15 protein-coding genes are annotated in these 22,511 nt (G+C 62.2%); 8 read left to right on the top strand and 7 right to left on the bottom strand.

Going from position 1 to position 22,511, the window contains the following annotated elements; all coding sequences use genetic code 11:
• Positions 1-50: 50 nt before the first annotated feature.
• The 5 genes from GFD25_RS05880 (at position 51) to GFD25_RS05860 (ending at position 6,024) form a co-directional block, all read left to right on the top strand.
• Entirely contained in the window at positions 51-1,055 is a 1,005-nt protein-coding gene (locus GFD25_RS05880) for a LacI family DNA-binding transcriptional regulator (protein WP_163230883.1), read from the top strand.
• Between the two features lie 139 nt (positions 1,056-1,194).
• A complete protein-coding gene (locus tag GFD25_RS05875; protein WP_163230881.1) occupies positions 1,195-1,521 on the top strand; it encodes a hypothetical protein in 327 nt (108 codons plus the stop codon).
• On the top strand, positions 1,478-2,536 hold the full coding sequence (locus GFD25_RS05870) for a virulence RhuM family protein (protein ID WP_239512428.1): 1,059 nt from the start codon (positions 1,478-1,480) through the stop codon (positions 2,534-2,536). The genes GFD25_RS05875 and GFD25_RS05870 overlap by 44 nt, the downstream gene beginning before the upstream one ends.
• A 335-nt stretch (positions 2,537-2,871) precedes the next feature.
• The gene (locus tag GFD25_RS05865) at positions 2,872-5,724 is read left to right on the top strand and encodes a beta-glucosidase (RefSeq protein WP_163230879.1); all 2,853 of its coding nucleotides are present in this window, start codon (positions 2,872-2,874) and stop codon (positions 5,722-5,724) included.
• A gap of 18 nt (positions 5,725-5,742) precedes the next feature.
• A complete protein-coding gene (locus GFD25_RS05860; protein WP_163230877.1) occupies positions 5,743-6,024 on the top strand; it encodes a hypothetical protein in 282 nt (93 codons plus the stop codon).
• 143 nt (positions 6,025-6,167) lie between these two features.
• On the opposite strand, the gene GFD25_RS05855 is transcribed toward GFD25_RS05860, so the two are convergent.
• The 3 genes from GFD25_RS05855 to GFD25_RS05845 all read right to left on the bottom strand — a co-directional run bounded on the left by GFD25_RS05855 (position 6,168) and on the right by GFD25_RS05845 (position 11,210).
• Positions 6,168-7,508, bottom strand: coding sequence for an ATP-binding protein (locus GFD25_RS05855; protein WP_163230875.1), 1,341 nt, complete (start codon positions 7,506-7,508; stop codon positions 6,168-6,170).
• On the bottom strand, positions 7,505-8,260 hold the full coding sequence (locus GFD25_RS05850; protein ID WP_239512427.1) for a LytR/AlgR family response regulator transcription factor: 756 nt from the start codon (positions 8,258-8,260) through the stop codon (positions 7,505-7,507). Before GFD25_RS05850 ends, GFD25_RS05855 begins: the two co-directional genes overlap by 4 nt.
• 196 nt (positions 8,261-8,456) lie before the next feature.
• Positions 8,457-11,210, bottom strand: a complete 2,754-nt coding sequence (locus GFD25_RS05845; RefSeq protein WP_163230873.1) for a phosphoenolpyruvate carboxylase — start codon at positions 11,208-11,210, stop codon at positions 8,457-8,459.
• Between the two features lie 397 nt (positions 11,211-11,607).
• Between GFD25_RS05845 and GFD25_RS05840 the strand changes: the two genes are divergently transcribed.
• Positions 11,608-13,542, top strand: coding sequence for a threonine/serine exporter family protein (locus GFD25_RS05840; RefSeq protein ID WP_163230955.1), 1,935 nt, complete (start codon positions 11,608-11,610; stop codon positions 13,540-13,542).
• Between the two features lie 342 nt (positions 13,543-13,884).
• Here the strand turns inward: GFD25_RS05840 and GFD25_RS05835 are convergent, their stop codons facing one another.
• From GFD25_RS05835 to trpS, 3 genes are all read right to left on the bottom strand, one after another.
• Positions 13,885-14,793, bottom strand: a complete 909-nt coding sequence (locus tag GFD25_RS05835; RefSeq protein WP_163230871.1) for a hypothetical protein — start codon at positions 14,791-14,793, stop codon at positions 13,885-13,887.
• Positions 14,794-14,989: 196 nt separating this feature from the next.
• A complete protein-coding gene (locus GFD25_RS05830) occupies positions 14,990-16,600 on the bottom strand; it encodes a sodium/proline symporter (RefSeq protein ID WP_163230869.1) in 1,611 nt (536 codons plus the stop codon).
• Between the two features lie 616 nt (positions 16,601-17,216).
• A complete protein-coding gene (gene trpS / locus GFD25_RS05825; RefSeq protein WP_163230867.1) occupies positions 17,217-18,317 on the bottom strand; it encodes a tryptophan--tRNA ligase in 1,101 nt (366 codons plus the stop codon).
• A gap of 155 nt (positions 18,318-18,472) precedes the next feature.
• Between trpS and GFD25_RS05820 the strand changes: the two genes are divergently transcribed.
• Complete coding sequence (locus GFD25_RS05820; RefSeq protein WP_163230865.1) at positions 18,473-18,859, top strand: DUF3073 domain-containing protein; 387 nt, start codon at positions 18,473-18,475, stop codon at positions 18,857-18,859.
• Positions 18,860-18,880: 21 nt separating this feature from the next.
• Here GFD25_RS05820 and GFD25_RS05815 read toward each other — a convergent pair whose 3' ends face one another.
• The gene (locus GFD25_RS05815; RefSeq protein WP_163230863.1) at positions 18,881-19,339 is read right to left on the bottom strand and encodes a sterol carrier family protein; all 459 of its coding nucleotides are present in this window, start codon (positions 19,337-19,339) and stop codon (positions 18,881-18,883) included.
• A gap of 235 nt (positions 19,340-19,574) precedes the next feature.
• Between GFD25_RS05815 and GFD25_RS05810 the strand changes: the two genes are divergently transcribed.
• Entirely contained in the window at positions 19,575-22,019 is a 2,445-nt protein-coding gene (locus GFD25_RS05810) for a glycogen/starch/alpha-glucan phosphorylase (RefSeq protein ID WP_163230860.1), read from the top strand.
• Positions 22,020-22,511: the final 492 nt, after the last annotated feature.

Genomic DNA, 22,511 nt, shown 5'->3' with positions numbered 1-22,511 from the left:
ATCAATCTTAACGATAAAGCGCTGTAATCACAGGGAAAGAAAGGGATCGCATGGCAACGCTCAAGGATGTCGGCAAACTGGCAGGGGTCACGGCCACGACCGCATCCGCCGCGTTGCGCGGCAAGGATTACGTGCGTCCCGAAACCATCCAGCGCGTGCGCGAGGCCGCCAAAAAACTCGGCTACAAAACCAACCTGTCCGGCCGATCCCTGCGCTCCGGCCGCAGCGACACGATCACGTTCCTCACGTCCGGTCTCGAAGGCGACTACTTCTCCCATCTGTCGATGTGCGTCGCCGACGAGGTCAACCGTCGCGGCTCGCACATGCTCATCGAACTGTCGCGCTACCTGAACGGCAGCAACGATCTGTCGTACACGTTCTCGGACGGCATCATCGCGATCAACGCGCCGCGCGCGCTCGACATCCTGCACGAGCATCCGTCCGTCATGCTCGAAAACTACGAAACCGGCACCGGCATCGACACCGTGAACGCACCGAGCGCGGAAGGCTCCCGCGCGGCCATCGAACATCTCGTCGCGCGCGGCTGCACGCGCATCGGCATCGTCGGCGACAACCGCGACCCCGGCAACCCGAACGTCGTCCCCGGCTCGCGCGACCTGCGCATGCATTCCGCGAAGGCCGCGATCCTGGCCGCCGGACTGCCGTTCGACGAGACGCGCGACTTCATCAAGTCCGCATGGTCGATCGACGGCGGCATCGAGACCGGCCATGCGATCGCGCAGACGTTGCGCGAGACAGGCTACGACGGACTGTACTGCCTGAACGACGGCATCGCGATCGGCGTGCTGCGCGGCCTGGCCGACGCCGGAGTGAAGGTTCCGGACGACGTGATGGTGATCGGCTTCGACGGCATCACGTCCGGCCAGTACACCGTGCCGTCGTTGACGACCGTCGCCACGGATTTCAAGGGCATGGCGAACACGGCCGTCTCGCTGCTCATGCGCCGCATCGAGCACCCCGACGAGGAGTATTTCCCGCAGACCGTGAACGTGGGGTACAAGCTCATCGAGCGCGAGTCCACCGCGCGGCGATAGGCGGGGTTCCTTTCCTTTTTCCGCATCTTCCAGCGCATATACAGCCGATTCAACCTTCGATTCCGGCCGTATGCCCATTGGGGCGGGTGAACAACACGCTTGTTGGGTGAATATTCAACCTAGATGATAGGGTGGCAACATGGCAGTCAAAGGCAGACAATGGAGTGAACTCGAACGGTTGACGGCGGAGTATTTCATGCGGTTGCGTGAGGATGCCGACGAAACGCCGTCATATCGCCGCATCGGCGCGGGTACCGGCATGACGCATAACCGCGTCATGGATATTCTACGCAAGAAAAACGGTACGCCGACGTTGTTGGAGTTCGTGACCTTGTGCCATTTCTTCGGGAAAGACGCTGCCGACGTGCTCCGGGAGCTGGAGCATGAGACCGATGATGATCGCTGGGAAGGAGATGATCACCATGACCACGATGACGGACCGGATGAACGGGATGACGGTGCCTGAAGGCGGTGACGCGGCTGGGGCGGACGCCGTCGAGACGAACATCGTGCTGTATCAGGATGACGGGCGCAACGTGCCGGTTCAGGTGCGGTACGAAGACGAGACGTTCTGGCTGACGCAGAAGGCGATGGCGGAGCTGTTCGACGTCAATGTGCGCACGGTGAACGAACATCTGAAGAATATATACTCCAGTCAAGAACTGGAGGAATCGGCAACTATCCGGAATTTCCGGATAGTTCGGCAGGAGGGCGTTCGTAAGGTCAATCGTGCGGTGGCGTTCTACAATCTTGACGCCATCATCGCGGTCGGATACCGCGTCAACAGCATGAAGGCGACCCGCTTCCGCCAATGGGCGACGAAAACACTGCGCGAGTACATCATCAAGGGATTCGTGCTCAACGACGACATGCTGAGAAACGGCCGTCCGTTCGGCAAGGACTATTTCGACGAACTGCTGCGCCGCATCCGCGACATTCGCGCCAGCGAACGACGGTTCTATCAGAAGATCACTGATCTGTTCCAGGACATCAGCGTGGATTACGATTCGAAAAGCCAGCAGGCGCGCGATTTCTTCGCGAACGTGCAGAATCGGTTCCATTACGCCGTCAGCGGCCATACCGCGGCGGAGATCATCAACGAACGTGCCGATGCCGGCAAGCCGAACATGGGGCTGACGACGTGGAAAGGATCGCCGGAAGGACGCATCCATTCGTCAGACGTGACAGTTGCCAAGAACTATCTCAGCGAAGATGAGCTCAGCCATCTCAATCAATTGGTCTCCGGTTTTCTGGATGCCGCCGAACTGCGAGTGCGCAACCATCAGACCACCACGATGGCCGAATGCGTGGAACTGTGCAATCAGTACATCATGTTTACGGGCGGGGCGACATTGCAGGGCAAGGGCACGGTGAGCAAGAAGCAGGCTGATGCTAAGGCCGTTGCGGAGTTCCGTAGATTCAACGATACGCAGGAGTCGGATTTTGACCGGTTTGTGGAGGAACTGTCCAATCGACGGTGACGGGACGATTGCCGTCAATCATCCGGTTTTCATTCTTGCGCGACGTCCCTCCCTGACGGACATACAGTCGAAAAATGGTTGCGGAAGCAGCTGCATGTCCGTCAGTGGAGCGGTTTGCGGAAAATCGGGGGACGCCCGGCGCGGTGACAGCCCGGCGTGGTAACCAACCGTGCCGCGAACGCGACCAACCGTGCCGTTTGCCCGGCATGTGCGACGCCTTTCCTGTGAAATGGCAATCAACCGGCGAAGCCGCCGTGAATCCTCAATCACAGAGAAGGAGAACGCACCATGAACGCCATGCGTTGCAGCCACCAGGAGTACCGGGAGGAGATGCGATGAAGAAGCTCGTGCATCCGGTCAAGAAGTCGTTCGGCGTGATCGGCCTCATCCTCACCACGATCCTTGTCATGGCGATGATCGTCGCCAATGTGGCCCTCACCCGCTATTCCGGCACCATTTCGTCCACCCTTGATCTCAACGCGCAGATCAAGAACGGCGGCGACGACAAAATCTACCAGTCCGCCCGTGACATCACGCAGGAGATCGCCGGCGAAGGCGCCACCCTGCTCAAGAACAACGACAACGCCCTGCCATTGACCTCCAACAAGATCAACGTGTTCGGCTACGGCAGCGTCAACCTCGTCTACGGCGGCTCCGGCTCCGGCTCCACGTCCGGCGCATCCTACAACGACACGCTCAAGGAGTCGTTCGAAGCCGAAGGGCTCGAGATCAACGAAGACCTGTGGAACTTCTACACCGAAAAGTCCCAGGACAGCGCCTCATGGAATGTGTTCTCGCCCAACGGCGGCGACTACAACATCTACGACGCCAAATGCACCGACGTCTACGACATGATGGACTCCGCCAAGCAGTTCAGCGATACGGCCGTGGTCGTGTTCTCCCGCGCCGGCGGCGAAGGCGGCGACCTGCCGATGGATATGGGCGTGACCGACGAGCAGAGCGGCGAAGGCCTGGTCGGCGGCGACAAGGGCAAGAGCTATCTCGAACTGCAGGACACCGAACTTGATCTGCTGAAGCATGTCGAGCAGGCCTTTGACCATGTGATCGTGCTCGTCAACTCCTCGCACGCGATGGAACTCGGCTTCCTTGAGGACGACGGCGTGGACGCGGCCCTGCAGATCGCCGGCCCGGGCGCCACCGGCATGCGCGGCGTCGCCGACGTGATGCTCGGCAAGACCAACCCGTCCGGCCACCTCGTGGACACCTACGCGTACGACGTCAAGAGCGCTCCGTCCTACTACAACATGGGCAACAACTACTACGTCGACTACGAGCAGAACATGTCCGACAAGTACTTCTACTTCGAGGAGAACATCTACACCGGCTACCGCTGGTACGAGACCGCGGCCGCCGAAAAGGCCGTCATCACGAACGCCGACGGCACCACGTATGATTTCGGCGACTACGACAGCATCGTCCAGTATCCGTTCGGCTACGGTCTGAGCTACACGACGTTCGACTGGCAGCTCGAGGACTATCAGGTCGACGGCCAGGGCGGCGACGTGACCGCCACCGTCAAGGTCACCAATACTGGCGACGTGGCCGGCAAGGACGTGGTGCAGCTGTACTACAGCGCGCCGTACGTCAAGGGCGGCATCGAAAAGTCCGCTGTCAACCTCGGCGCGTACGCCAAAACCGACGAGCTGCAGCCGGGCGAATCGCAGGACGTGAAGCTCACCATGACGTTCGACGACATGGCTTCCTTCGACTACAAGAACGCCGGCGCGTACGTGATGGACAAGGGCACGTACACGTTCACCCTGCGCACCGATTCGCACACCGTGAAGAACGACAAGTCGACGTTCACGTACGATCTCGCCAAGACGATCACGTACGACGACGAGCATGACGGCAAGCGCTCGACCGATAAGGTCGCCGCCACCTCCCAGCAGGAGTTCCAGGATGCCGGCTCGCTCGAAACCAACATGACGTACCTGTCGCGCGCCGACCTGTCCGGCACGTTCCCGAAGGTCGAACGTCGTCTCAACCCGACCAAGATCCCGTCCGAGGTCAAGGCGCGTCTTGAGGCGAACGGCCCCGGCTCGACCGTGCTCGACACCGCCGACGAGGATGCCGCGAACGCCGAGGCGCCCGTAACCGGTGCGGATAACGGTCTCAAGGTCGACGATCTCGCCGGCGTCGATTACGACGACGAGCAGTGGGACAAGCTGGTCGAGCAGATGAGCGTCGACGAACTCATCGAGCTCACCGGCAACGCCGGCTGGCAGACCTCCGCCATCGAATCCGTCGGCAAGAAGGCCACCACCGACATCGACGGCCCGCAGGGACTCAACGGCTTCAACTTCTCCGGCACGAGGATGAACGCGTATGCGTCCGAAGTGCTCATGGGCATGACCTGGAACGACGAACTCGTCAAGGAGATGGGCAAGATCTACGCTCAGGAAGCGTTGTCGTGGGGCATCGTCGGCCTGTACGCGCCGGCCATGAACACGCACCGCTCCCCGTTCGGCGGCCGTAACTTCGAGTACTTCTCCGAAGACCCGACCCTCTCCGGCCTGCTCGCCGTGGCCGAGGTAAGCGGCATGCAGGGCGAAGGCGTGTACGTGTACGCCAAACACTACATGCTCAACACGCAGGATACCAACCGAGACGGCGCCGCCAACTGGTGCAACGAGCAGGCCCTGCGCGAGATCTATGCCCGCCCGTTCGAGCTGGCCATCAAGAAGGCGAAGTGCACCGGCCTGATGACCGAGCTTTCCCGCATCGGCACCTCGTGGAGCTCCGCCACCAAGGCGCTGGTCAACGAACTGCCGCGTGACGAGTGGGGCTTCCAGGGCAAGATCATCACCGACGGCGTCGGTCCTGGCGGCGACTACTACATGCTCCCCGACTACGCGATCGCGGCCGGCAACGATATGATGCTCACCCGCGCCAGCGGCAACTGCGGCTACACCGACATCACGCTCAAGAGCAACTACGGCATCCGACAGATGCAGCGCGCCGCCAAGAACATCCTCTACGTGTACGCCAACAGCAAGGCCGCCGAAGTCAGCGGCAAGTACGACGTGAACTGGGAGTGGATGTGGGTCGCCGGCGATGTGGTACTCGCCCTGCTTGCGCTCGCCTCGTTCCTGCTGCTGCCTGTACGCGCATGGTGCGTGCCTCGCACGAAGATCACCGTCATCGACAATGGAAAGGACAAGTGATCGACGATGAACGTCTCGATGAACAAGTACGAAGCGTTGAAGAACAATCCGGCCATCAACCTCGTCTGGCTGCTGCTGATCGTGGCCAGCGCGTCGATCGGCATCCTCGCGGCCGTGGTCTACGGGCTTGCCGTCACTAACGTGCAGATCCTGAGCTGGTCCATCGGCTACGTGCTCACCTCGGGCACCAACGACATGGTGCTGACGCCGAGCCTGATCGCGTTCGTCGTGTGCGCGGTGGTGTTCGTGCTGTGCATGTGCAAGAACGCGCTGCTCAAGGCGATCACCGGCGGTAAGTGACGGTCTTCTCCTCCCCCGACCGGCGCCGTGACGGGACTCGTTCCCGCCGCGGCGCCGGCTTTGTCGTATGTCGCGCGCCGTGCGTTACCGCATGCGCATGCCGACGCGTTCGCGCCGTGTGCAGCCAAATACGACGAGAAACGTCACGCGCCGGTCGGTACGGGGATCATCACGCGCAACGTGAACGATTCCGGCTCGATGTGAATGTCCATCGTGCCGCCGTACTGCTCGGCCGTATAGCGAATCCCACGCAGACCGTACCCGTGGTATCCCGGTTCATGCGTCTTGCTGGTGGTCGGCAGACCGTCGTCGCCGATCGTGACCGGCACATCGCAGTAGTTGCGGAAACGGATCATCAGAAAACCGTTGTCCGCGTAAGCCGACACCTGGATCACACGCTTGTTTGGATCCTGCTGTTTCGCCACGCTTTCTATCGCATTGTCGATCGCGTTGCCGAACAGCGCGTACACGTCGGCCTTGTCGAGAAAATCCAGCGCCTTGCCGTCCGCCATGCACGTCATGGTGATGTGATGAGCCTCGCAATACAGGCTTTTCTCGGTAAGCACCACGTCGAGCACGGGGTTGCCGGTGTCGAAGGTCGCGTCGTAGATCATCACCGACCGTTCCACTTCGCCGAGTTTGCGATCGATTTCGGCGTCGTCGCGCGACGTGTCGCCCCGCATCGCGCGGAACGCGGCCAACTGGTATTTCAGATCGTGGCACTTGCGGTTGATGATGTCGATGTTTTCCTTCGCGGTTGCGTACTGGCTTTGCTGCCGTTGCCACAGCTGCTGCACCATGTTGAGTTCCAGCTGCGCCTGCTGCCGTTTCTCGATATCGTTTTGCAGATACAGTGCGGCGAGGCTTAGCGTTCCCGTCATGAGACGGAACGCGGGCACCATGTACGAATGGCCGCGTGAGCCGATCAGCAGGAAGATCAGCTGATAGTTCGACAGCAGCAGGAACAGGATGACGATCGCCACGACGAACGCGAGTTTGCGGCGGCCGATGAGATACGATCCGTTGACCTGCAGTTGCGGCGCAAGCCAGCGTCGGCATGCGGCGTACAATGCGGCCGCGCATAACACGGACAACACGGTCCGGCAGACGACGTGCGCCGGTTCGGACAGTCCGTTGGTGACGAGATCGACGCATTCGAATCCCATTTCGGCAAGGATCTGCGCCCATGCGGCGACGTAGAGGGCCTGCATCGGGCGGATGCGCGGCACGGTCAGCGTGAACGTCGCCAGAAGCAGGAGACAAAGAGGCGCCTCGATCGCGGTGGAATTGGTGTCGAAGTTGACGAATTCGAGTTTGGCGAGAAACGCGACGACGAGTAGCGCGATCGTGATCGTCGCGGATCGGGCAATGATCGCGGGATTGGCGTTCGCGAAGGCTGAGGTGCGGGCGCGGGCGGGAACCAGGCCGTAGACGGCCGTCATGCCGCAGAGCAGCGTGAAGGGCATCGTCAATGCGTCGATCATCGTGAAACCTCCTGTGAAACCGTACGGTTGGCCGATGCCGAGCCTGACAGATACATCACCAGCGCGGCCATGAAATCCTTGTACTTCTGCCGGCTGATCGGCACGCGGTCGCCGTTGACGATCGCCTCCTTCGCATCGGTCACGCCGCTGACATGCGCCAGATTCACCACATAACTCACGCCGCACCGGGCGAACGTCGGATCGTTGATCTCGCCTTCCATCGTCTTCAGCGATCCGCGGACCCGCAGCACGCCGTCGGTCGTGTGAATGAACAGGTCATGGCGGCGGCTTTCCAGATACGTGATGTCGGTCAGCGCGACCTTCGTGACGCTGCCGCCCGTCTGCAACAGCAGCGACCTTCCGTGTTGGCTGCGGTTGCGGTTGACCGCGTTGATGGCGCCTTGCAGTTCCAATGACAGCCCGTAATAGTTGATGGGTTTGAGCACATACGCCCTCGCCTGCACGGTATAGCCCGTGATCGCGTATTTCGCCATACTGGTGATGAAGATGATGACGACGTCGGCATCGATTCTGCGGATTTCCTTTGCGGCGGTGATGCCGTCCATACCGGGCATCTCGATATCCATGAGAATGATGTCGTAGACAGGGCGGTAGTCGCCGGCGATTTTCGCTCCGTCGTCGAACACGTCATAGTGCAGGGAAGTGTCATGTTCTGCGGCGAAACGGTCAAGACACTGGGTCAGCGTGCGGGCGTATGCGGGGTCGTCTTCGACTACGGCGATGTGAAGCATGGGATTCATTGTAGGCGGATGGAAGCGGGGAAAAGGAAAGGTCTCCGCTGAAGGAGCGGAGACCTTGCTGTACTGGAGGTTTTTCGCGTGCGCTTCGCTATAACGCGAAAAACCTCCTACGTTTGCGTGTTGGGAAGCCCACAGGGCTTCCCAACCGGTGTATCGCAACGTGAGTTGCGATACACCGACGCAAACGTCAGCCCGTGTTCTGCAGGCCGGCGGCGACGCCTGAAACGGTGCACAGGATCAGGTAGATGTAGCCTGCCTGCTGGCTCTGGCTGAGCTCTTCCTTGTCCACCTTCTTGCGCAGCGAACGCAGGGCGAGGAACTGCGTGACGGACAGCGCATCCACATACGGGGAACGCACGCGGATCGCCTGGCCGAGCACGTGACGGTGCTGCAGCGGCCACTTGTCGCCGACGATCTTGAGCACCCACTTCGTGGTCAGCTCCATCTCGTCGAGCACCTTCTTGGACAGCTCCGGATCGTCGCCCAGCGCGAGGTACATCTTCGCGATGCGTTCGTCGGTCTTGGCCAGCGACATCTCGATGTTGTCGATGAACGTCGAGAACAGCGGCCACTCCTCGTACGCTGCACGCAGCGTATCGAGATCGCCGAACTGTTCGCACGCGGTGCCCAGACCGTACCAAGCGGCCAGGTTGATGCGAGCCTGCGCCCACGAGAACACCCACGGGATCGTACGCAGATCGTCGAGCGACTTCGCGCCCAGGCCGCGCTTGGCCGGGCGGGAGCCGATCGGCAGCAGGCCGACCTCGGTCAGCGGCGTGACGGTCGAGAACCACGGCGCGAAGTCCGGGGTCTGCAGCAGGTCGAGGAAGCGGTTGTGCGCGGCCTCGTCCAGCTTCGCCGTCATGTCCGCGTACTTCGCGGTCATCTCGGTGTTCGTCTTCTCGACGCTCGGCGCGGACTGCAGCAGCGTCGCGGCGGCGACGGACTCGATGTGGCGCACGGCCAGGATCGGGTTGCCGTAACGGGCGAAGATCACCTCGCCCTGCTCGGTCAGCTTGAAGCGGCAGTTCACGGAACCCTTCGGCTGGGCCAGCACCGCGCGGTTCGCGGGGCCACCGCCACGGCCGACGGCGCCGCCGCGGCCGTGGAACAGGGTCAGGTCGATCTTGTGGCCTTCGGCCCACGCGACGATCCGCTGTTCGGCGGAGTGCAGCGCGAGCGTCGCGGTGGTCGGGCCGGCGTCCTTCGAGGAATCGGAGTAGCCGAGCATGACCTCCATCTTGTTGCCGGTGGCCTTCAGGCGAGCCTGCACCTCGGGGATCTTGACGATCTCCTCAAGCACGTCCACCGAATGCTCCAGATCCTCAAGCTGCTCGAACAGCGGGATCACGTCGATGGTCGGCACGTCCTCGGGATGCGCGAACGCGAGGCGGTTCAGCTCGTACACGTCGCGCACGTTCTGAGCGGACTTCGTGAACGAGATGATGTAACGGCGCGCGGCCTTGATGCCGTTGCGCTTCTGGATCGAACCGAGCGCGCGGAACGTGTCGAGCACCTCGTGCGTCATCGGCTGCAGCGGGCCGCGTTCGCCATGCAGGCCGTGCTCGCGGATGTCCTCGAGCGCACGCGCGTGCACGACGGAATGCTGGCGGAATTCCATCTCGACCATGTGGAAGCCGAACGTCTCGGTCTGCCAGATCAGGTCCTGCAGCGGGCCGTACGCGGAACGCTTGGCGCCCGCCTCGGCCAGCGAACGCTGGACGACCTTGAGGTCGGCGAGGAAGTCCTCGGCCGAATGGTACATGAGGTCGGCGTCGCGTTCGATCGTGTAGTGCAGTCGATCGGCCATGACCAGCATGACGGCGCGGTGCATCTCCTTGGTGGAGATCAGTGCGGCCTTGTCGGTCAGACGCTCGCTCATTTCCTTCTGGTGGTTCCACAGGTTGAGCAGCTCGGCGCTGGCCGGCGTGGTGCCGGCTTCCATGGTCAGGTTGCGGCCGACCGTGCGGGTGGCCTCCTCAAGGGCGCCGATCACGTGATCGGAGAACTTGCGGGCGACCTGGCGGCTGACCTTCGCGGTGACGTTCGGGTTGCCGTCGCGGTCGGAGCCGATCCAGCTGCCCGGGTGGAAGAACGCGGGGCACACCGGTTCGACCAGGCCGGCCTTGTCGCCGAGGACCCAGTCGTCGAAACGACGGTAGACGGCCGGGATCGTGTGGAACAGCGTGTTGTCGAAGATGTCGAGGATCGTGTCGGCTTCCTCGACCGGGGTCGGCTTCTTGAGCGCGATCGGCGAAGTGCGGAACAGGGCGTCGATCTCGTTGTACAGACGGCGGCTGTTCTCCTTGCGGTCGGAGCCGCCCAGCGTGCGGTGCTCCTCGAGCAGTTCGGCGATGCGGCGGATCTTGCCTTCGACCGCCTTGCGGCGGGCCTCGGTCGGGTGCGCGGTGAACACCGGATGGAACTCGAGCTTTTCGAGCAGGTCCTTCGCCTTGGCCGGTCCCATCTCATTGATGAGCTGGTGGTAGGCGGAGGTCATCTCGTTCACCGGATCGTACGCCTGATCGCCGGAGACCTCGTTCTCGCGCTGGCGCAGCACGGAGACGCGATAGTTCTCCTCGCTCAGGTTCGCCAGATGGAAGTACGTGGTGAACGCGCGGGCAAGCAGCTGCGCGTCATGCAGCGACATGTTGTCGATGGTCTCCACGGCCTTCTTGAGCCCGTCCTGATCGGGATTCGGGTCAAGCATGCCTTCGAAATGCTCGGCGCTGGCCTCCACGGCGTAATTGCGCACCGTGTCGAACGTGGAGAGAAGTTCGGGATCGAATTCGCCCAAGACATCGCGCAGAATGCGCAGACACAGGTCCATGTCGTATTTGAGCGACTCGGGAAGATCACGCTCTTCGGGGCCTTTGGTCCCCAGACCGGACGTCACGATCGTGGCGTCGGCGGGCGTGATCTGCTGATCATTAGTTGTCATCAGACCTCCTTTGCTGAACTCCCGGTTGTTCGGTCTGCCGACCATCCGCGGCTCCTCCGCGGTTGTGTTAGTCGGTCGTTGCGAACCCAAAGCCGTTGGTTCAACGGTTGTGGGGCCATTGTAAAACCGGGTTATCGACACTTTCGTTACGAGGTTCGGGGTGTGGGATGCGAACATGAATCCGTGTTCGGTTGCGCTGCGTGGATGTATCGGTACAGGGTGCGGATATGAGATATGGATATCCACGATACGGACTCGAATATGACCGTCGTCGCACTCGCCCACGGCGCGCGGTAAACCTGAAAACGTGAGTCAAGGGCATCAATACGAACGAGAGGACGGCGAGAGCAGCGCCGTCGCGGTACAGCATTTCCACACGCATTCCATCCCGCTCGACATGGAAGACATCGAGCGTGACTGGGACAAACCCATCACCGAAGCGGGCATCGCCGCGAAAGCCAGCGTCATCGTGCGCGTCGGCCTGCTCGACCTGTCCGCCGGCACCGGATCGTTCCGCGTGCGCGAGATGATGCACCGCATCGCCTACCCGCTCGGCGTGCACGTGCGCGCCGACGTCAACCTCACCGACATCGAGGCGGCCTGCACCGACGGCAAGGACCGCATCACCGAAGTCATCGACCTGCCGTCCACCGGCGTCAACACCGAACGCATCTGGCTGCTCGAACACTTCGCCGACTGGTTCAGCGTCAACCTCGGCGAGGATTCCATGTACCACAGCCGGCCCGAAGTGTCGAAGGGGCTCATGCAGCACCTCGACACCAAAGACGCCTCGCAGGTGTCGGCCCAGCTCGCCAAGCAGCTGCGCGAGGAGGAGAAGCACGAGAAAGGCGCGGGTGCTGGGACGTCCGCCCCTGAACCGGGCCAGGACGCCGTACTCGACGCGCTTGAAGCCGCCAGCCAGCATGCGGATCCGGGCGATCCGCGGGCGCACCAGCTGCACGTCCACGAAACCGACTGGTCGCAGTCCGCGATGACGCAGTCGCTCGCAGCGCGGGCAGCCGTCGAACAGGCGGAGAAAGACGAGGCGGCGCAGGCCGGCGCGTCAGCCGAGGATTATCGGATCTCCGGTGATGCCCGGCCGGAAGTCGCCGATGAGGGTCCGGCCTCCGCGGATCCGGTGGCCGCAGGCCAGGCGGCCGGTCATCCAGGCCGTTCGACAGCGGAATCCCGACCGATCCGCGACCACGTCAAGCATCATCCGGCCCCGGACGGCGGGTTCATCCCGACCGCGCCCGACGCACGCAAGCACGCTCACAAGCCGCCGAAAGGCCAATACGCCGAACATTTCGACCACGTCGGCCGGGAACATGTCTCCGGCCGTCCCGGCATCACCGTGCGTCAGGCCCATCAGCGGCTCGACATGATCGAACGCCGCAAGCCGCTCTACTCCCCCGCCTTCGCCGGCCTCGCATCCGCGATCGCCTGCGCATCCTTCGTGTTCCTGCTCGGCGGCGGCCCGTACGACATGGTCGGCGCGTTCGTCGGCGCCGGGCTCGGCCACTGGCTGCGCCGACTGCTGTTCAAGCGCCATCTCAACCAGTTCTTCGTCACGTTCGTGTGCGTTGCCGTTGCGGCGCTCGCGTGCACGGGCATGCTGCGCCTGATCGGCCTGTTCGACCCGGTCGCGTTGCAGCACGACACCGCGTACATCGGCGCGATGCTGTTCGTCATCCCCGGGTTCCCGCTCATCACGGGCGGGCTTGACATGGCGAAGATCGACTTCCCGTCTGGCGTGCAGCGCGTGACCTACGTGCTGTGCATCATCCTCATGGCTACGCTCGCCGGATGGATGGTCGCCACGATCGTGCACCTGAACCCGCAGGGATTCGAGCCGCTCGGGCTCAATCCATGGGTCAACATGCTGCTGCGCGCGGTGTTCGCGTTCCTTGGCGTGTGGGGCTTCTCCGTGATGTTCAACTCGCCGCAGCGCATGTGCCTGACGGCCGCCGTGATCGGCATGGTCACCGATACGCTGCGCCTCGAGATCGTGGACATGGGCGTGCCCGCCGAGGCGGGCGCGTTCATCGGCGCGTTTCTGGCCGGCATCCTCGCCACCGTGTGGCGCTCGTCGGTGCGCAAGGGCTGGCTGCCGCCGCACCTCGGCTATCCGCGCATCTGCCTGACCGTGCCGTCGATCGTCATCATGGTGCCGGGCATGTATATGTACCGCGCGATGTGGTATCTCGGCAGCTTCCAGACGCTGAACGCGCTCGACTGGGCGTTCCGTGCGTTCATGGTCATCATCTGCCTGCCGATCGGCCTGGCGATGGCCCGCGTCATCACCGACAAGTCCTGGCGCTACGACATCTGACCCGGGGCGCAACACGAATGTCACGAACGGGGGTTTCGCCGTGGGCGCGGCGGAGCCCCCGTTCTGCGTGTGGCGCGACCGTGAGGGCGGTGATTGCGTTGTGGTTGTCTAAAACCTGTATTGACTGCGCGTAGATTCAGGTTTTCTTCGAACTTTGAGGCGGGTTTCCCTGGTTGCGGGGGTCTTTCCTCAAAGTCTGAGGCAGTGCTTGTTCCGGTTTCGCACGTCGCAAGCCCTTTTTGCCTGCAAGAAGCAGGTTGTGGCTCGTACGGTTGCCTCACACTTTGGAGGAAGACCCCCGCAAACGGGGAAAACTGCCTCAAAGTTCACGAAAAGGACCGCTTACCGCGCCCACGGCGGTTTCCGGCGTAGCCGGTGACCGTCGCAGACCTGCTCGATGGTCAGCCTCGGCTCCAATGGGATCGGCTTTTTCGTCGTCTTCTCCATGGCAGTGGCCACCCGTTGCGCCAGCCGCTCTTCGCCCGCTTCGCTCTGCAAATCCACAAACGTGACTTTGATATATAACCAATCGGCGTCTTCGATCATCTCGCGTCGTTTGTCGTCCGCCAACACCTGCGCGCTGCTGAAGCGATGATGGTTGCCGTCGTATTCGATTGCGATTTTCAGCTCGGGATAGGCCATATCGATGAACAAAGGTCTGGCTCGTCCGCTGAGATGCAGTTCGTAATTGACGACCGGTGCCGGTAACCCGTATCTCATAAGAACCAGTCTGGTTCTCGTTTCCATCGATGAGTCGGTGTTCTCCTGCACCACGCGAAGCGCAAGACGACATTTACGAATTCCCGAAAATTGCCGTGCCTGCTGGAGATACCGAAGGAAGTCGTTGATGCCCGCACGCTTCAGGCGTTTATCCCGGCGCATCATGGATTCGGCGAGCACGATCAATTCTCCCAGCGTGAGCGTGCTCGCATAATGAGCCCATGTGCACACCGGGGTTGTGCATTCAAACCACCGGCCCACGATCTGCGTTTCTATAGGGCTGGTTCTTGCCAAATAGCGCACTCCTGCCAGATGGCTGCGTTTGCTCGGTGATGAGACGATCGTCTGGATCAGTCCCCGCTGTTTGGCTGCGGTGCGTGTTCTGGGTTTTTCGATGGACAGTAATTCCAGGGCGGTGTCCAGCGCATAGATGAGCCGCTGCCGGCTGTGCCGTTGCAGCGTGTCACAGGCCTGCATGCGCATGACCTTGAGCTCGGTAAGTGCCGTGAGGGAGAGCGATTCATTGGACATGGTTGCGACCGTACTGGATCAAGTCGGTTTTGTCCTGCATCTCCTGCTGGAATGTGGATAACTTTGTGGATAACTGGGTGATTGTTGCCGGGAAGTCGCCTTGATGGCAGGCGCTCCGGGCTCCGGAGGTTCGTCCTGCCGACAATCCGCCCGGAACGTGTCTGCCGCGTTGGCGCGGTCCGCGAAGGGCGGCGCGCTAGCGCTCGTCCACCACTTCGGCGGTGATGAGCCCGTCGTCGTCCATCGTGCCGATCGGATCGAGATAATGGTCGAACTCGTACAGCACCTCGTCACTCGGTGCCGCGGTGGCCAGCGACACCACGACAATCGCGGCCAGCGACAGCAGGAACGCGGGCAGCAGCTCGTAGATCGCGAACACGCCGCCCAGCGGCTTGACGAACTCGTGCCAGACCAGCACGGTCGCCGTGCCGACGAGCATGCCGGCGATCGCACCCGGACGGTTGGTGCGGCGCCAGTACAGCGAGCACAGCATCAGCGGGCCGAACGAGGCGCCAAGGCCGGCCCACGCGTACGAGACGACCTGGAAGATCGAGGAGTTCTGGTCATAGGCCACGATCACGCCGAACACGAACATGAGCACGAGCGTGGCGCGCGCCACCATCATCACCTGGCGATCGGTCGCCTTGCGGTGCATCACGCCGCGGAACAGGTTCTCCGCCATCGCGGACGCGCCGATGATCATGTAGGACGACGACGAGCTCATCGACGCGGCGAAAATGCCGGACACGACCACGCCGCACAGGAAGCTCGGCAGCAGCGTCTGCGCGATCACGATGAACACGTTCTCGGCGCTGGCCTGCGTGAGGAACTCGGTCGGCAGCATCGCGCGGCCCACCAGTCCGATGCATACGCCGCACGCCAGTGACAGCACGCACCACGAGGTCGCGATGATGCGCGACTTGCGGATCTCCTCCACGCTGCGGATCGACAGGAACCGCACGAGCACCTGCGGCATGCCGAAATAGCCGAGGCCCCAAGCCATCATCGACACGATGGTGATGATGCCGTAGTCGCGCGGTGCGGAGAACACGGCCTGTCCGTCACGGATGATCTGCTCGCCGAGGTCGTTGAGCGTCGGCACCGCGACCTCGGTGCCCGACAGGAATCCGGGAATGGCGCGCAGGAACGCGACCGTGTTGCCGACGCCGCCAACCGAGGCGACCGATCCGACGAACACCACGGCCAGCGCGAAGAACATGAGCATGCCCTGGATGAAGTCGGTCACCACCACCGACAGATAGCCGCCGACGATGGTGTATACGAACACGACCATCGCGCCGAGCACCATCATGAGGTGGTAGTCGAAGCCGAACAGCGTGGCGAACAGCTTGCCGACCGTAACGAAGCAGCTGCCCACGTACACGCAGAAGAACACGAGGATGATGAACGCGGCGATGGTCGACAGGATGTTCTCGCGGTCATGGAAACGTTTGGAGAAGAAATCGGGGATGGTGATCGCATCGCCGGCGACCACCGAATAGCGGCGCAGGCGGCGTGCGACGAGCTTCCAGTTGAGGTACGTGCCGACGGCGAGACCGATCGCGGTCCACATCGGATCGGCCGCGCCCGTGAAATACGCGAGGCCGGGCAGGCCCATGAGCAGCCAACCCGACATGTCGGACGCTTCGGCGGACAATGCGGTGAGCCACGGCCCCACGCCACGGCCGCCCGCGAAATATTCCTGCGACGACGAGTTGGAGCGTTTGGAGAACGCGAATCCGACGGATAGCATCGCGGCGAAATAGATGCCCATCGCCAGCAGAATCCAGAAATCGTTCAGTCCCATATGCTCTTCTCGGTTCTCTCGGGGTTCGCGGTTGCTTGCGTCGCCGTGATCGGCGTTGGGTTACGTGACGAATCGGGAGAAACGAGGATCGGTTGGCGTCGCTCTGCTCCCTTTTGCTTCGTGTATTCGACGGTCGCTGAGAGGGTGGACACGAGAGGCGGGTATACGGCTTGCCGTCTCACGCTGTGAGCGGGGCAGCGATAGCTTCCTCCAAACCTTGAGGCAGATTTACTGGTATGCAGAAGTCTTTTTTCGAACTTTGAGGCAGTTCCTTTGCGGAAAGTCGTCATCACATCCCCCTTCGGGGCCTTTCAGCGTGAAGATATGCAGGCAGACTGCCTCAAGGTTTGAAGAAAGACCCTGGCGGAATAGGGAACCTGCCTCAAAGTTTTCGAAAAGCCCTTCGACGGTGTGGACGGCAAGTACATTTCGCTAAGGCGTTCACGGGCGTGGACCTTTCGACGGCATGTATGACGGGAGATGCCCGGAGAGGCATCGGTCCACATGTCGCGTCCCTTTTCTCCGCGGGTGAAGGCCTGCCTCCGACGCATATGAAAAAGGGGCGGGTCGATAACCGACTCGCCCCTAGACGATACAGCTCAACCGCCGGAACGTCTCAGTACTTCATGCCCATGGCCTCGCGCACCTGCTCAAGGGTTTCCTCGGCGATGGCGTTCGCGCGCCTGTTGCCGTCGTGCAGCACATCGCGCACATAGTCCATGTCCTTCGCCAGCTCGGCGCGGCGTTCGCGGTGCGGCGCGAGGAACGCGTTCACGGATTCGATCACATACGCCTTGAGCGCGCCGGCGCCGGCGTCGCCGATCTCTTCGGCGATCTCCTTCGGATCGCGGCCGGTCACCAGGCCAGCGGTGGTCAGCAGCGCGGAGACCTGCGGGCGGGCGATCGGATCGAACGTGATGCGGCGCTCGGAATCGGTCGGGCTCTTCTTGATGAGCTTCGCCGTCTCCTCGGCGGTCGCGCCCAGCATGATCGAGTTGCCGTACGACTTGCTCATCTTGCGGCCGTCAAGGCCCGGGATCTCCGGCGCCTCCGAGAGGATCGCGGCCGGCTCCGGGAACACCGGGTGCTTCTTCGCGTAGCGCTCGTTGAAACGACGGGCGATCGTGCGGGTGATCTCGACGTGCGGCAGGTTGTCCTTGCCGATCGGCACGACGTTCGCCTTGCAGAACAGGATGTCGCACGCCTGATGCACCGGGTAGGTGAGCAGCAGGCCGGTCAGCGCGTGGCCGGAAGCCTCCATCTCGGACTTGACGGTCGGGTTGCGGTGCAGTTCGGCCTCGGTGACGAGCGAGAGGAACGGCAGCATGAGCTGGTTCTCGGCCGGCACGGCGGAGTGCGTGAAGATCATGGTCTTCTTCGGGTCGATGCCCGCGGCCATGTAGTCGAGCACGAGGTTCAGGACGTTGTCCTGGATGTGTTCGGTGGTGTCGCGGTCGGTGATGACCTGATAGTCCGCGATGATGATGTTCGTGTTCACGCCGCGCTCCTGCATGGCGACGCGTTCGCGGATGGATCCGAAATAGTGTCCGAGATGCAGACGGCCGGTCGGACGGTCGCCGGTGAGCATCGTGAACTTGCCCGGGTTGGCCTCGAGCTTGGCGAGCGTCTCGTCCGAGCGCTTCTTCGCCGCGAGGAAGCTCGCGCTCATTTCGTTGCCTGCAGCGGTCAGCTGCTGTTCCTGGGTTTCGTCCGTCATTGTCGTTTTCCCGTTCTCCGCGCATGGCGCGCGTGTTGATACGCCTGAAAATATCGCTTTTATCGTAAAAGTCCGAGCCGACAAGCCCAATAGTGCCAACAAGTGGTACTCTCTTATGTGATGATTCAACACGTACAGTAATTTCAGGGGGTCACATGGGCCGCGGACGTCAGAAGGCAAAACAGCAGAAAATAGCCCGAAAGCTCAAGTACCTGACCACCGATACTGATTACGACGAGCTCGCCAAGGAGCTGAGCGAACAGGAGCCCGGAGTGGGTTCCCCCGATCCGTTTGCGGACATCGAAGCCCAATATGCCCACCATGCGGACGCCGATGTGGACGATGTCGCCGAGCCGGCAGCGACGTCCGGAGCCGCGGCGGACGATGATCTCGACGAGTACGCGAAGTGGGCCGCCGAAGCCGCCGCGAAGGCGACTAGCGGCGAGTTCCCGGCAACCAAGGCCAAGCCGGCCGTCATGCCGAAGCCGCACAAGCCGATCCCGATGCCGGTGCCCAGCGCGCTCAAGCCCAAGAAGGACTGACTTTTTCTTTCCGCGCGACGATCACAGCGGCAGCAGGTCGCTCAGATCGTCGCGCTCCCCCACTGCCGTGATGTGGCCGGCCTCGCGCTCCTCGTCCCACGCCGTGATGCCGGCCGCGAGCCGCAGCCAGACGTCCGGGTCGAGTTCGATCACGTCGGGTGGTGTGAGATTATGCGGGTCCGAGGCAGGGCCGTCGAGGATCTTGACCGCGCCCCACGGCGCCACGCGCACCTCCACGCCCGGGCCGGGCGCGCGGCGTTCCAGCATGAACAGCGTGTAGCGCACCGCCATCGCCCAGATCGGCCGCGGCAGTTCCGGATTGACCGCCAGCCGCGTGGTGGCCGTGGTCCTGGCGTCCGGCGCTGCATTGTCTGCTGCGACATCTGATGTTGTCGCCGGCGTTTGTTCGAGCGCGGCCTTCCTCCACTGGGACCACGCCAGCCGGCCCTTCTCCATGTCCTGTTCGCGAATCACTGCCATGCGCTCCATTGTGCCACTGTGGTCCTGTTTTTCGGCATTCGTCGTCATTCGATTGACGTGCCGCAGCTCGGCATACGTTGTCACTACGTTGCGTGTCTTGGCGTGGGGTGTATCATGACGACGTTGATGCAAACGATTGCAGGACGTAATGCAGCGTTCACCTTAACGTTCATGCGTGGTCACTGTGGCCGGGCATAATGAACAAGGACAACACAACGGAAAGAGAGTCAGAACTATGACTGAAATTACCGCACCCAAGTCTCCGGTCACGTCCGCTGAGTTCGCTGACGAGATTCGTGAGCAGCTGAAGTACTCTCAGGGTGTCACCGCCGAGCAGGCCACTGCGGCTGATGTCTACGTCGCCGCCGCCAAGGCCGTGCGCAATCACCTTGCGGACGCGTGGTTCACCACGCAGGCCGATACCGTCAACGGCAACACCAAGGCCGTCGGCTATCTGTCCGCCGAGTTCCTTATGGGCAAGCAGCTGGAGAACGCGCTGCTCAACGCCGGCCTGACCGAGCAGTTCGACGAGGCCGTCAAGTCCCTCGGCTTCCAGCCGAAGGACATCGTCGACGCCGAGTACGAGCCGGGCCTGGGCAACGGTGGCCTCGGTCGTCTCGCCGCCTGCTTCATCGACTCGCTCGCCTCCCTCGGCGTGCCGGCGTTCGGCTACGGCATCCAGTACAAGTACGGCATCTTCAAGCAGAAGTTCGACGAGGACGGCAAGCAGGTCGAAACCCCGGACTACTGGCTGAACAACGAAGAGCCGTGGGGCCACATCGACTACAACCGCGACCAGAAGGTCTCCTTCGGCGGCGAGGTCGTCGAGGAGGACGGCAAGAAGGTGTGGAAGCCGGCCTGGTCCGTGCGTGCCGTGCCGGTCGACTACCTGGTGCCGGGCTACAAGTCCCAGCGCGTGAACACGCTGCGCCTGTGGACCGCCAAGTCCTACGACGAGTTCGATCTGCTCGCGTTCAACAAGAGCGAGTACATGGACGCCGTCAAGCCGCAGGTCAAGGCCGAGAACATCTCCAAGATCCTGTACCCGGAAGACTCCACCAAGGTCGGCAAGGAGCTGCGCCTCGAGCAGCAGTACTTCTTCGTCTCCGCCTCGCTGCACGACGCGATCCGCGTCTTCTACCCGGGCCAGGACAAGCCGGACCTGACCACCTTCCCGAACAAGATCACGTTCCAGCTCAACGACACCCACCCGGTCATCGGCATCCCGGAGCTCATGCGCATCCTCATCGATGAGTACGGCTACGACTGGGATACCGCGTGGGGCGTCACCCAGAAGACCTTCAACTACACCTGCCACACGCTGCTGCCGGAAGCCCTTGAGGTGTGGCCGGCCAGCCTGATCGGCGAGCTGCTGCCGCGTCATCTCGAGATCATCGAGAAGATCAACGAGCAGTTCGAGGCCGAGCTCAAGGCCAAGGGCGTGGACGAGGCGACCGCCAAGGACATGGCGATCTACACCGGCGACTCCGTGCGCATGGCCTACCTCGCCACCTACGGCGGCTCCCACGTCAATGGTGTGGCCGAGCTGCACTCCCAGCTGCTCAAGGACGTCACCCTGAAGAACTTCTCCGACGCGTACCCGGACAAGTTCACCAACGTGACCAACGGCGTGACCCCGCGTCGCTTCGTCAAGCTCGCCAACCCGGGCCTGTCCGACCTCATCACCGAGGGCCTCGGCACCGACAAGTGGGTCTCCGACCTCGAAATGCTCGAAGGCCTGGTCCCGCTGGCTCAGGACGACGAGTTCGTCAAGAAGTTCGCCGCCGTCAAGGCCGCCAACAAGCATGCGTTCGTCGGCTTCGCCAAGGACCACTACGGCCTCGACATCGACGAGAACACCATGTTCAACACGATGGTCAAGCGCCTGCACGAGTACAAGCGACAGTCGCTGAAGATCCTCGCCGTCATCTCCAAGTACGCCGCCATCAAGAACGGTACCGTCTCGGCCGACGACATCCTGCCGCGCACCGTGTTCTTCGGCGCGAAGGCCGCCCCGGGCTACTACCTGGCCAAGATGACCATCCAGCTCATCAACAACGTCTCCAAGGTCGTCAACAACGATCCGGACGTCAAGGGCAAGCTGGCCGTTCACATGCTGCCGAACTACAACATCGAGATGGCCCAGAACCTCATCCCGGCCACCGAGCTCGACGAGCAGATCTCGCAGGCCGGCAAGGAAGCGTCCGGCACCGGCAACATGAAGTTCGCCCTCAACGGCGCGCTCACCGTCGGCACCCTCGACGGCGCGAACGTCGAGATCCGCGAACGCGTCGGCGCCGAGAACTTCTTCCTGTTCGGCATGACCGTTGAGGAAGTCGACAAGCTGTACGCCGACGGCTACAATCCGGCCAAGTACTACGAGGCCGATCCGCGACTGAAGCAGGCCATCGACCTCGTTGCCGGCGGCACCTTCTCCAACGGCGACCGCAACGCGTATGCGCCGCTGGTCTCCGACTGGCTGACCAAGGACTGGTTCATGACGCTCGCGGACTTCTCCGCCTACGCCGATATCCAGGCCGAGATCGAGAAGCTCTACCGCGACCCGCTCGAGTGGAACCGCAAGGCCGTCCTCAACGTCGCGAACTCCGGCTTCTTCAGCTCCGATCGCTCGATCGAGGATTATTTGGAGCGCATCTGGCACACCGGTCCGCTCGCCTGACGGCTCGGAACCGGCGCACCAGATGCGCGCTGGTTCCTGCCTCGCGACTGTCGTCGCTCGGCGTCGCCTACAAACAGTCCACTGGACTGTTTGCTTAACGGCGCCGCACTCTGGCGCACCGGTCCGCTCGCCTGATCAGGATGGCGGCGCTTACGGTAGCGCTGTGAGCGAACCAAGTGCATAAACGGGAAAGCCCTATGTTGTGGATATGAACCACGGCATAGGGCTTTTTCGTATTGCAAGGCGCTTGCGAGTCACGGTGTTTCTCGTTGCGGTTTCGTGTCACGTGTTTCGTGCCACGGTAGAGGAAAATTGGCGAAAAATCGCTACCGTGGCACGCGGGTTTGCCACGGTAGCGTCGGCAAGCGGTTGCCATGAGGACTGGGACAATTCGCATTGTCGTAAAACCCCTGAATTCCGCCATTCTTGCATTGGACCCATTTCCCCCACATTTCGCCGCCTTGCCACGGTATTCCAAAATCACCCAAAATC

Origin of the sequence: Bifidobacterium aerophilum (assembly GCF_010667685.1) — a bacterium.
GTDB lineage: Bacteria > Actinomycetota > Actinomycetes > Actinomycetales > Bifidobacteriaceae > Bifidobacterium > Bifidobacterium aerophilum.
Note: the sequence above shows the minus strand (reverse complement) of the source record. Positions and strands in the feature narration are given on the sequence as shown.

Excerpts from the sequence above, each read along its gene's own strand:
- GFD25_RS05880 (WP_163230883.1), top strand. The coding sequence starts at position 51 with ATGGCAACGCTCAAGGATGTCGGCAAACTGGCAGGGGTCACGGCCACG.
- GFD25_RS05875 (WP_163230881.1), top strand. The coding sequence starts at position 1,195 with ATGGCAGTCAAAGGCAGACAATGGAGTGAACTCGAACGGTTGACGGCG.
- GFD25_RS05870 (WP_239512428.1), top strand. The coding sequence starts at position 1,478 with ATGACCACGATGACGGACCGGATGAACGGGATGACGGTGCCTGAAGGC.
- GFD25_RS05865 (WP_163230879.1), top strand. The coding sequence starts at position 2,872 with ATGAAGAAGCTCGTGCATCCGGTCAAGAAGTCGTTCGGCGTGATCGGC.
- GFD25_RS05860 (WP_163230877.1), top strand. The coding sequence starts at position 5,743 with ATGAACAAGTACGAAGCGTTGAAGAACAATCCGGCCATCAACCTCGTC.
- GFD25_RS05855 (WP_163230875.1), bottom strand. The coding sequence starts at position 7,508 with ATGATCGACGCATTGACGATGCCCTTCACGCTGCTCTGCGGCATGACG.
- GFD25_RS05850 (WP_239512427.1), bottom strand. The coding sequence starts at position 8,260 with ATGCTTCACATCGCCGTAGTCGAAGACGACCCCGCATACGCCCGCACG.
- GFD25_RS05845 (WP_163230873.1), bottom strand. The coding sequence starts at position 11,210 with ATGACAACTAATGATCAGCAGATCACGCCCGCCGACGCCACGATCGTG.
- GFD25_RS05840 (WP_163230955.1), top strand. The coding sequence starts at position 11,608 with ATGGAAGACATCGAGCGTGACTGGGACAAACCCATCACCGAAGCGGGC.
- GFD25_RS05835 (WP_163230871.1), bottom strand. The coding sequence starts at position 14,793 with ATGTCCAATGAATCGCTCTCCCTCACGGCACTTACCGAGCTCAAGGTC.
- GFD25_RS05830 (WP_163230869.1), bottom strand. The coding sequence starts at position 16,600 with ATGGGACTGAACGATTTCTGGATTCTGCTGGCGATGGGCATCTATTTC.
- trpS (WP_163230867.1), bottom strand. The coding sequence starts at position 18,317 with ATGACGGACGAAACCCAGGAACAGCAGCTGACCGCTGCAGGCAACGAA.
- GFD25_RS05820 (WP_163230865.1), top strand. The coding sequence starts at position 18,473 with ATGGGCCGCGGACGTCAGAAGGCAAAACAGCAGAAAATAGCCCGAAAG.
- GFD25_RS05815 (WP_163230863.1), bottom strand. The coding sequence starts at position 19,339 with ATGGCAGTGATTCGCGAACAGGACATGGAGAAGGGCCGGCTGGCGTGG.
- GFD25_RS05810 (WP_163230860.1), top strand. The coding sequence starts at position 19,575 with ATGACTGAAATTACCGCACCCAAGTCTCCGGTCACGTCCGCTGAGTTC.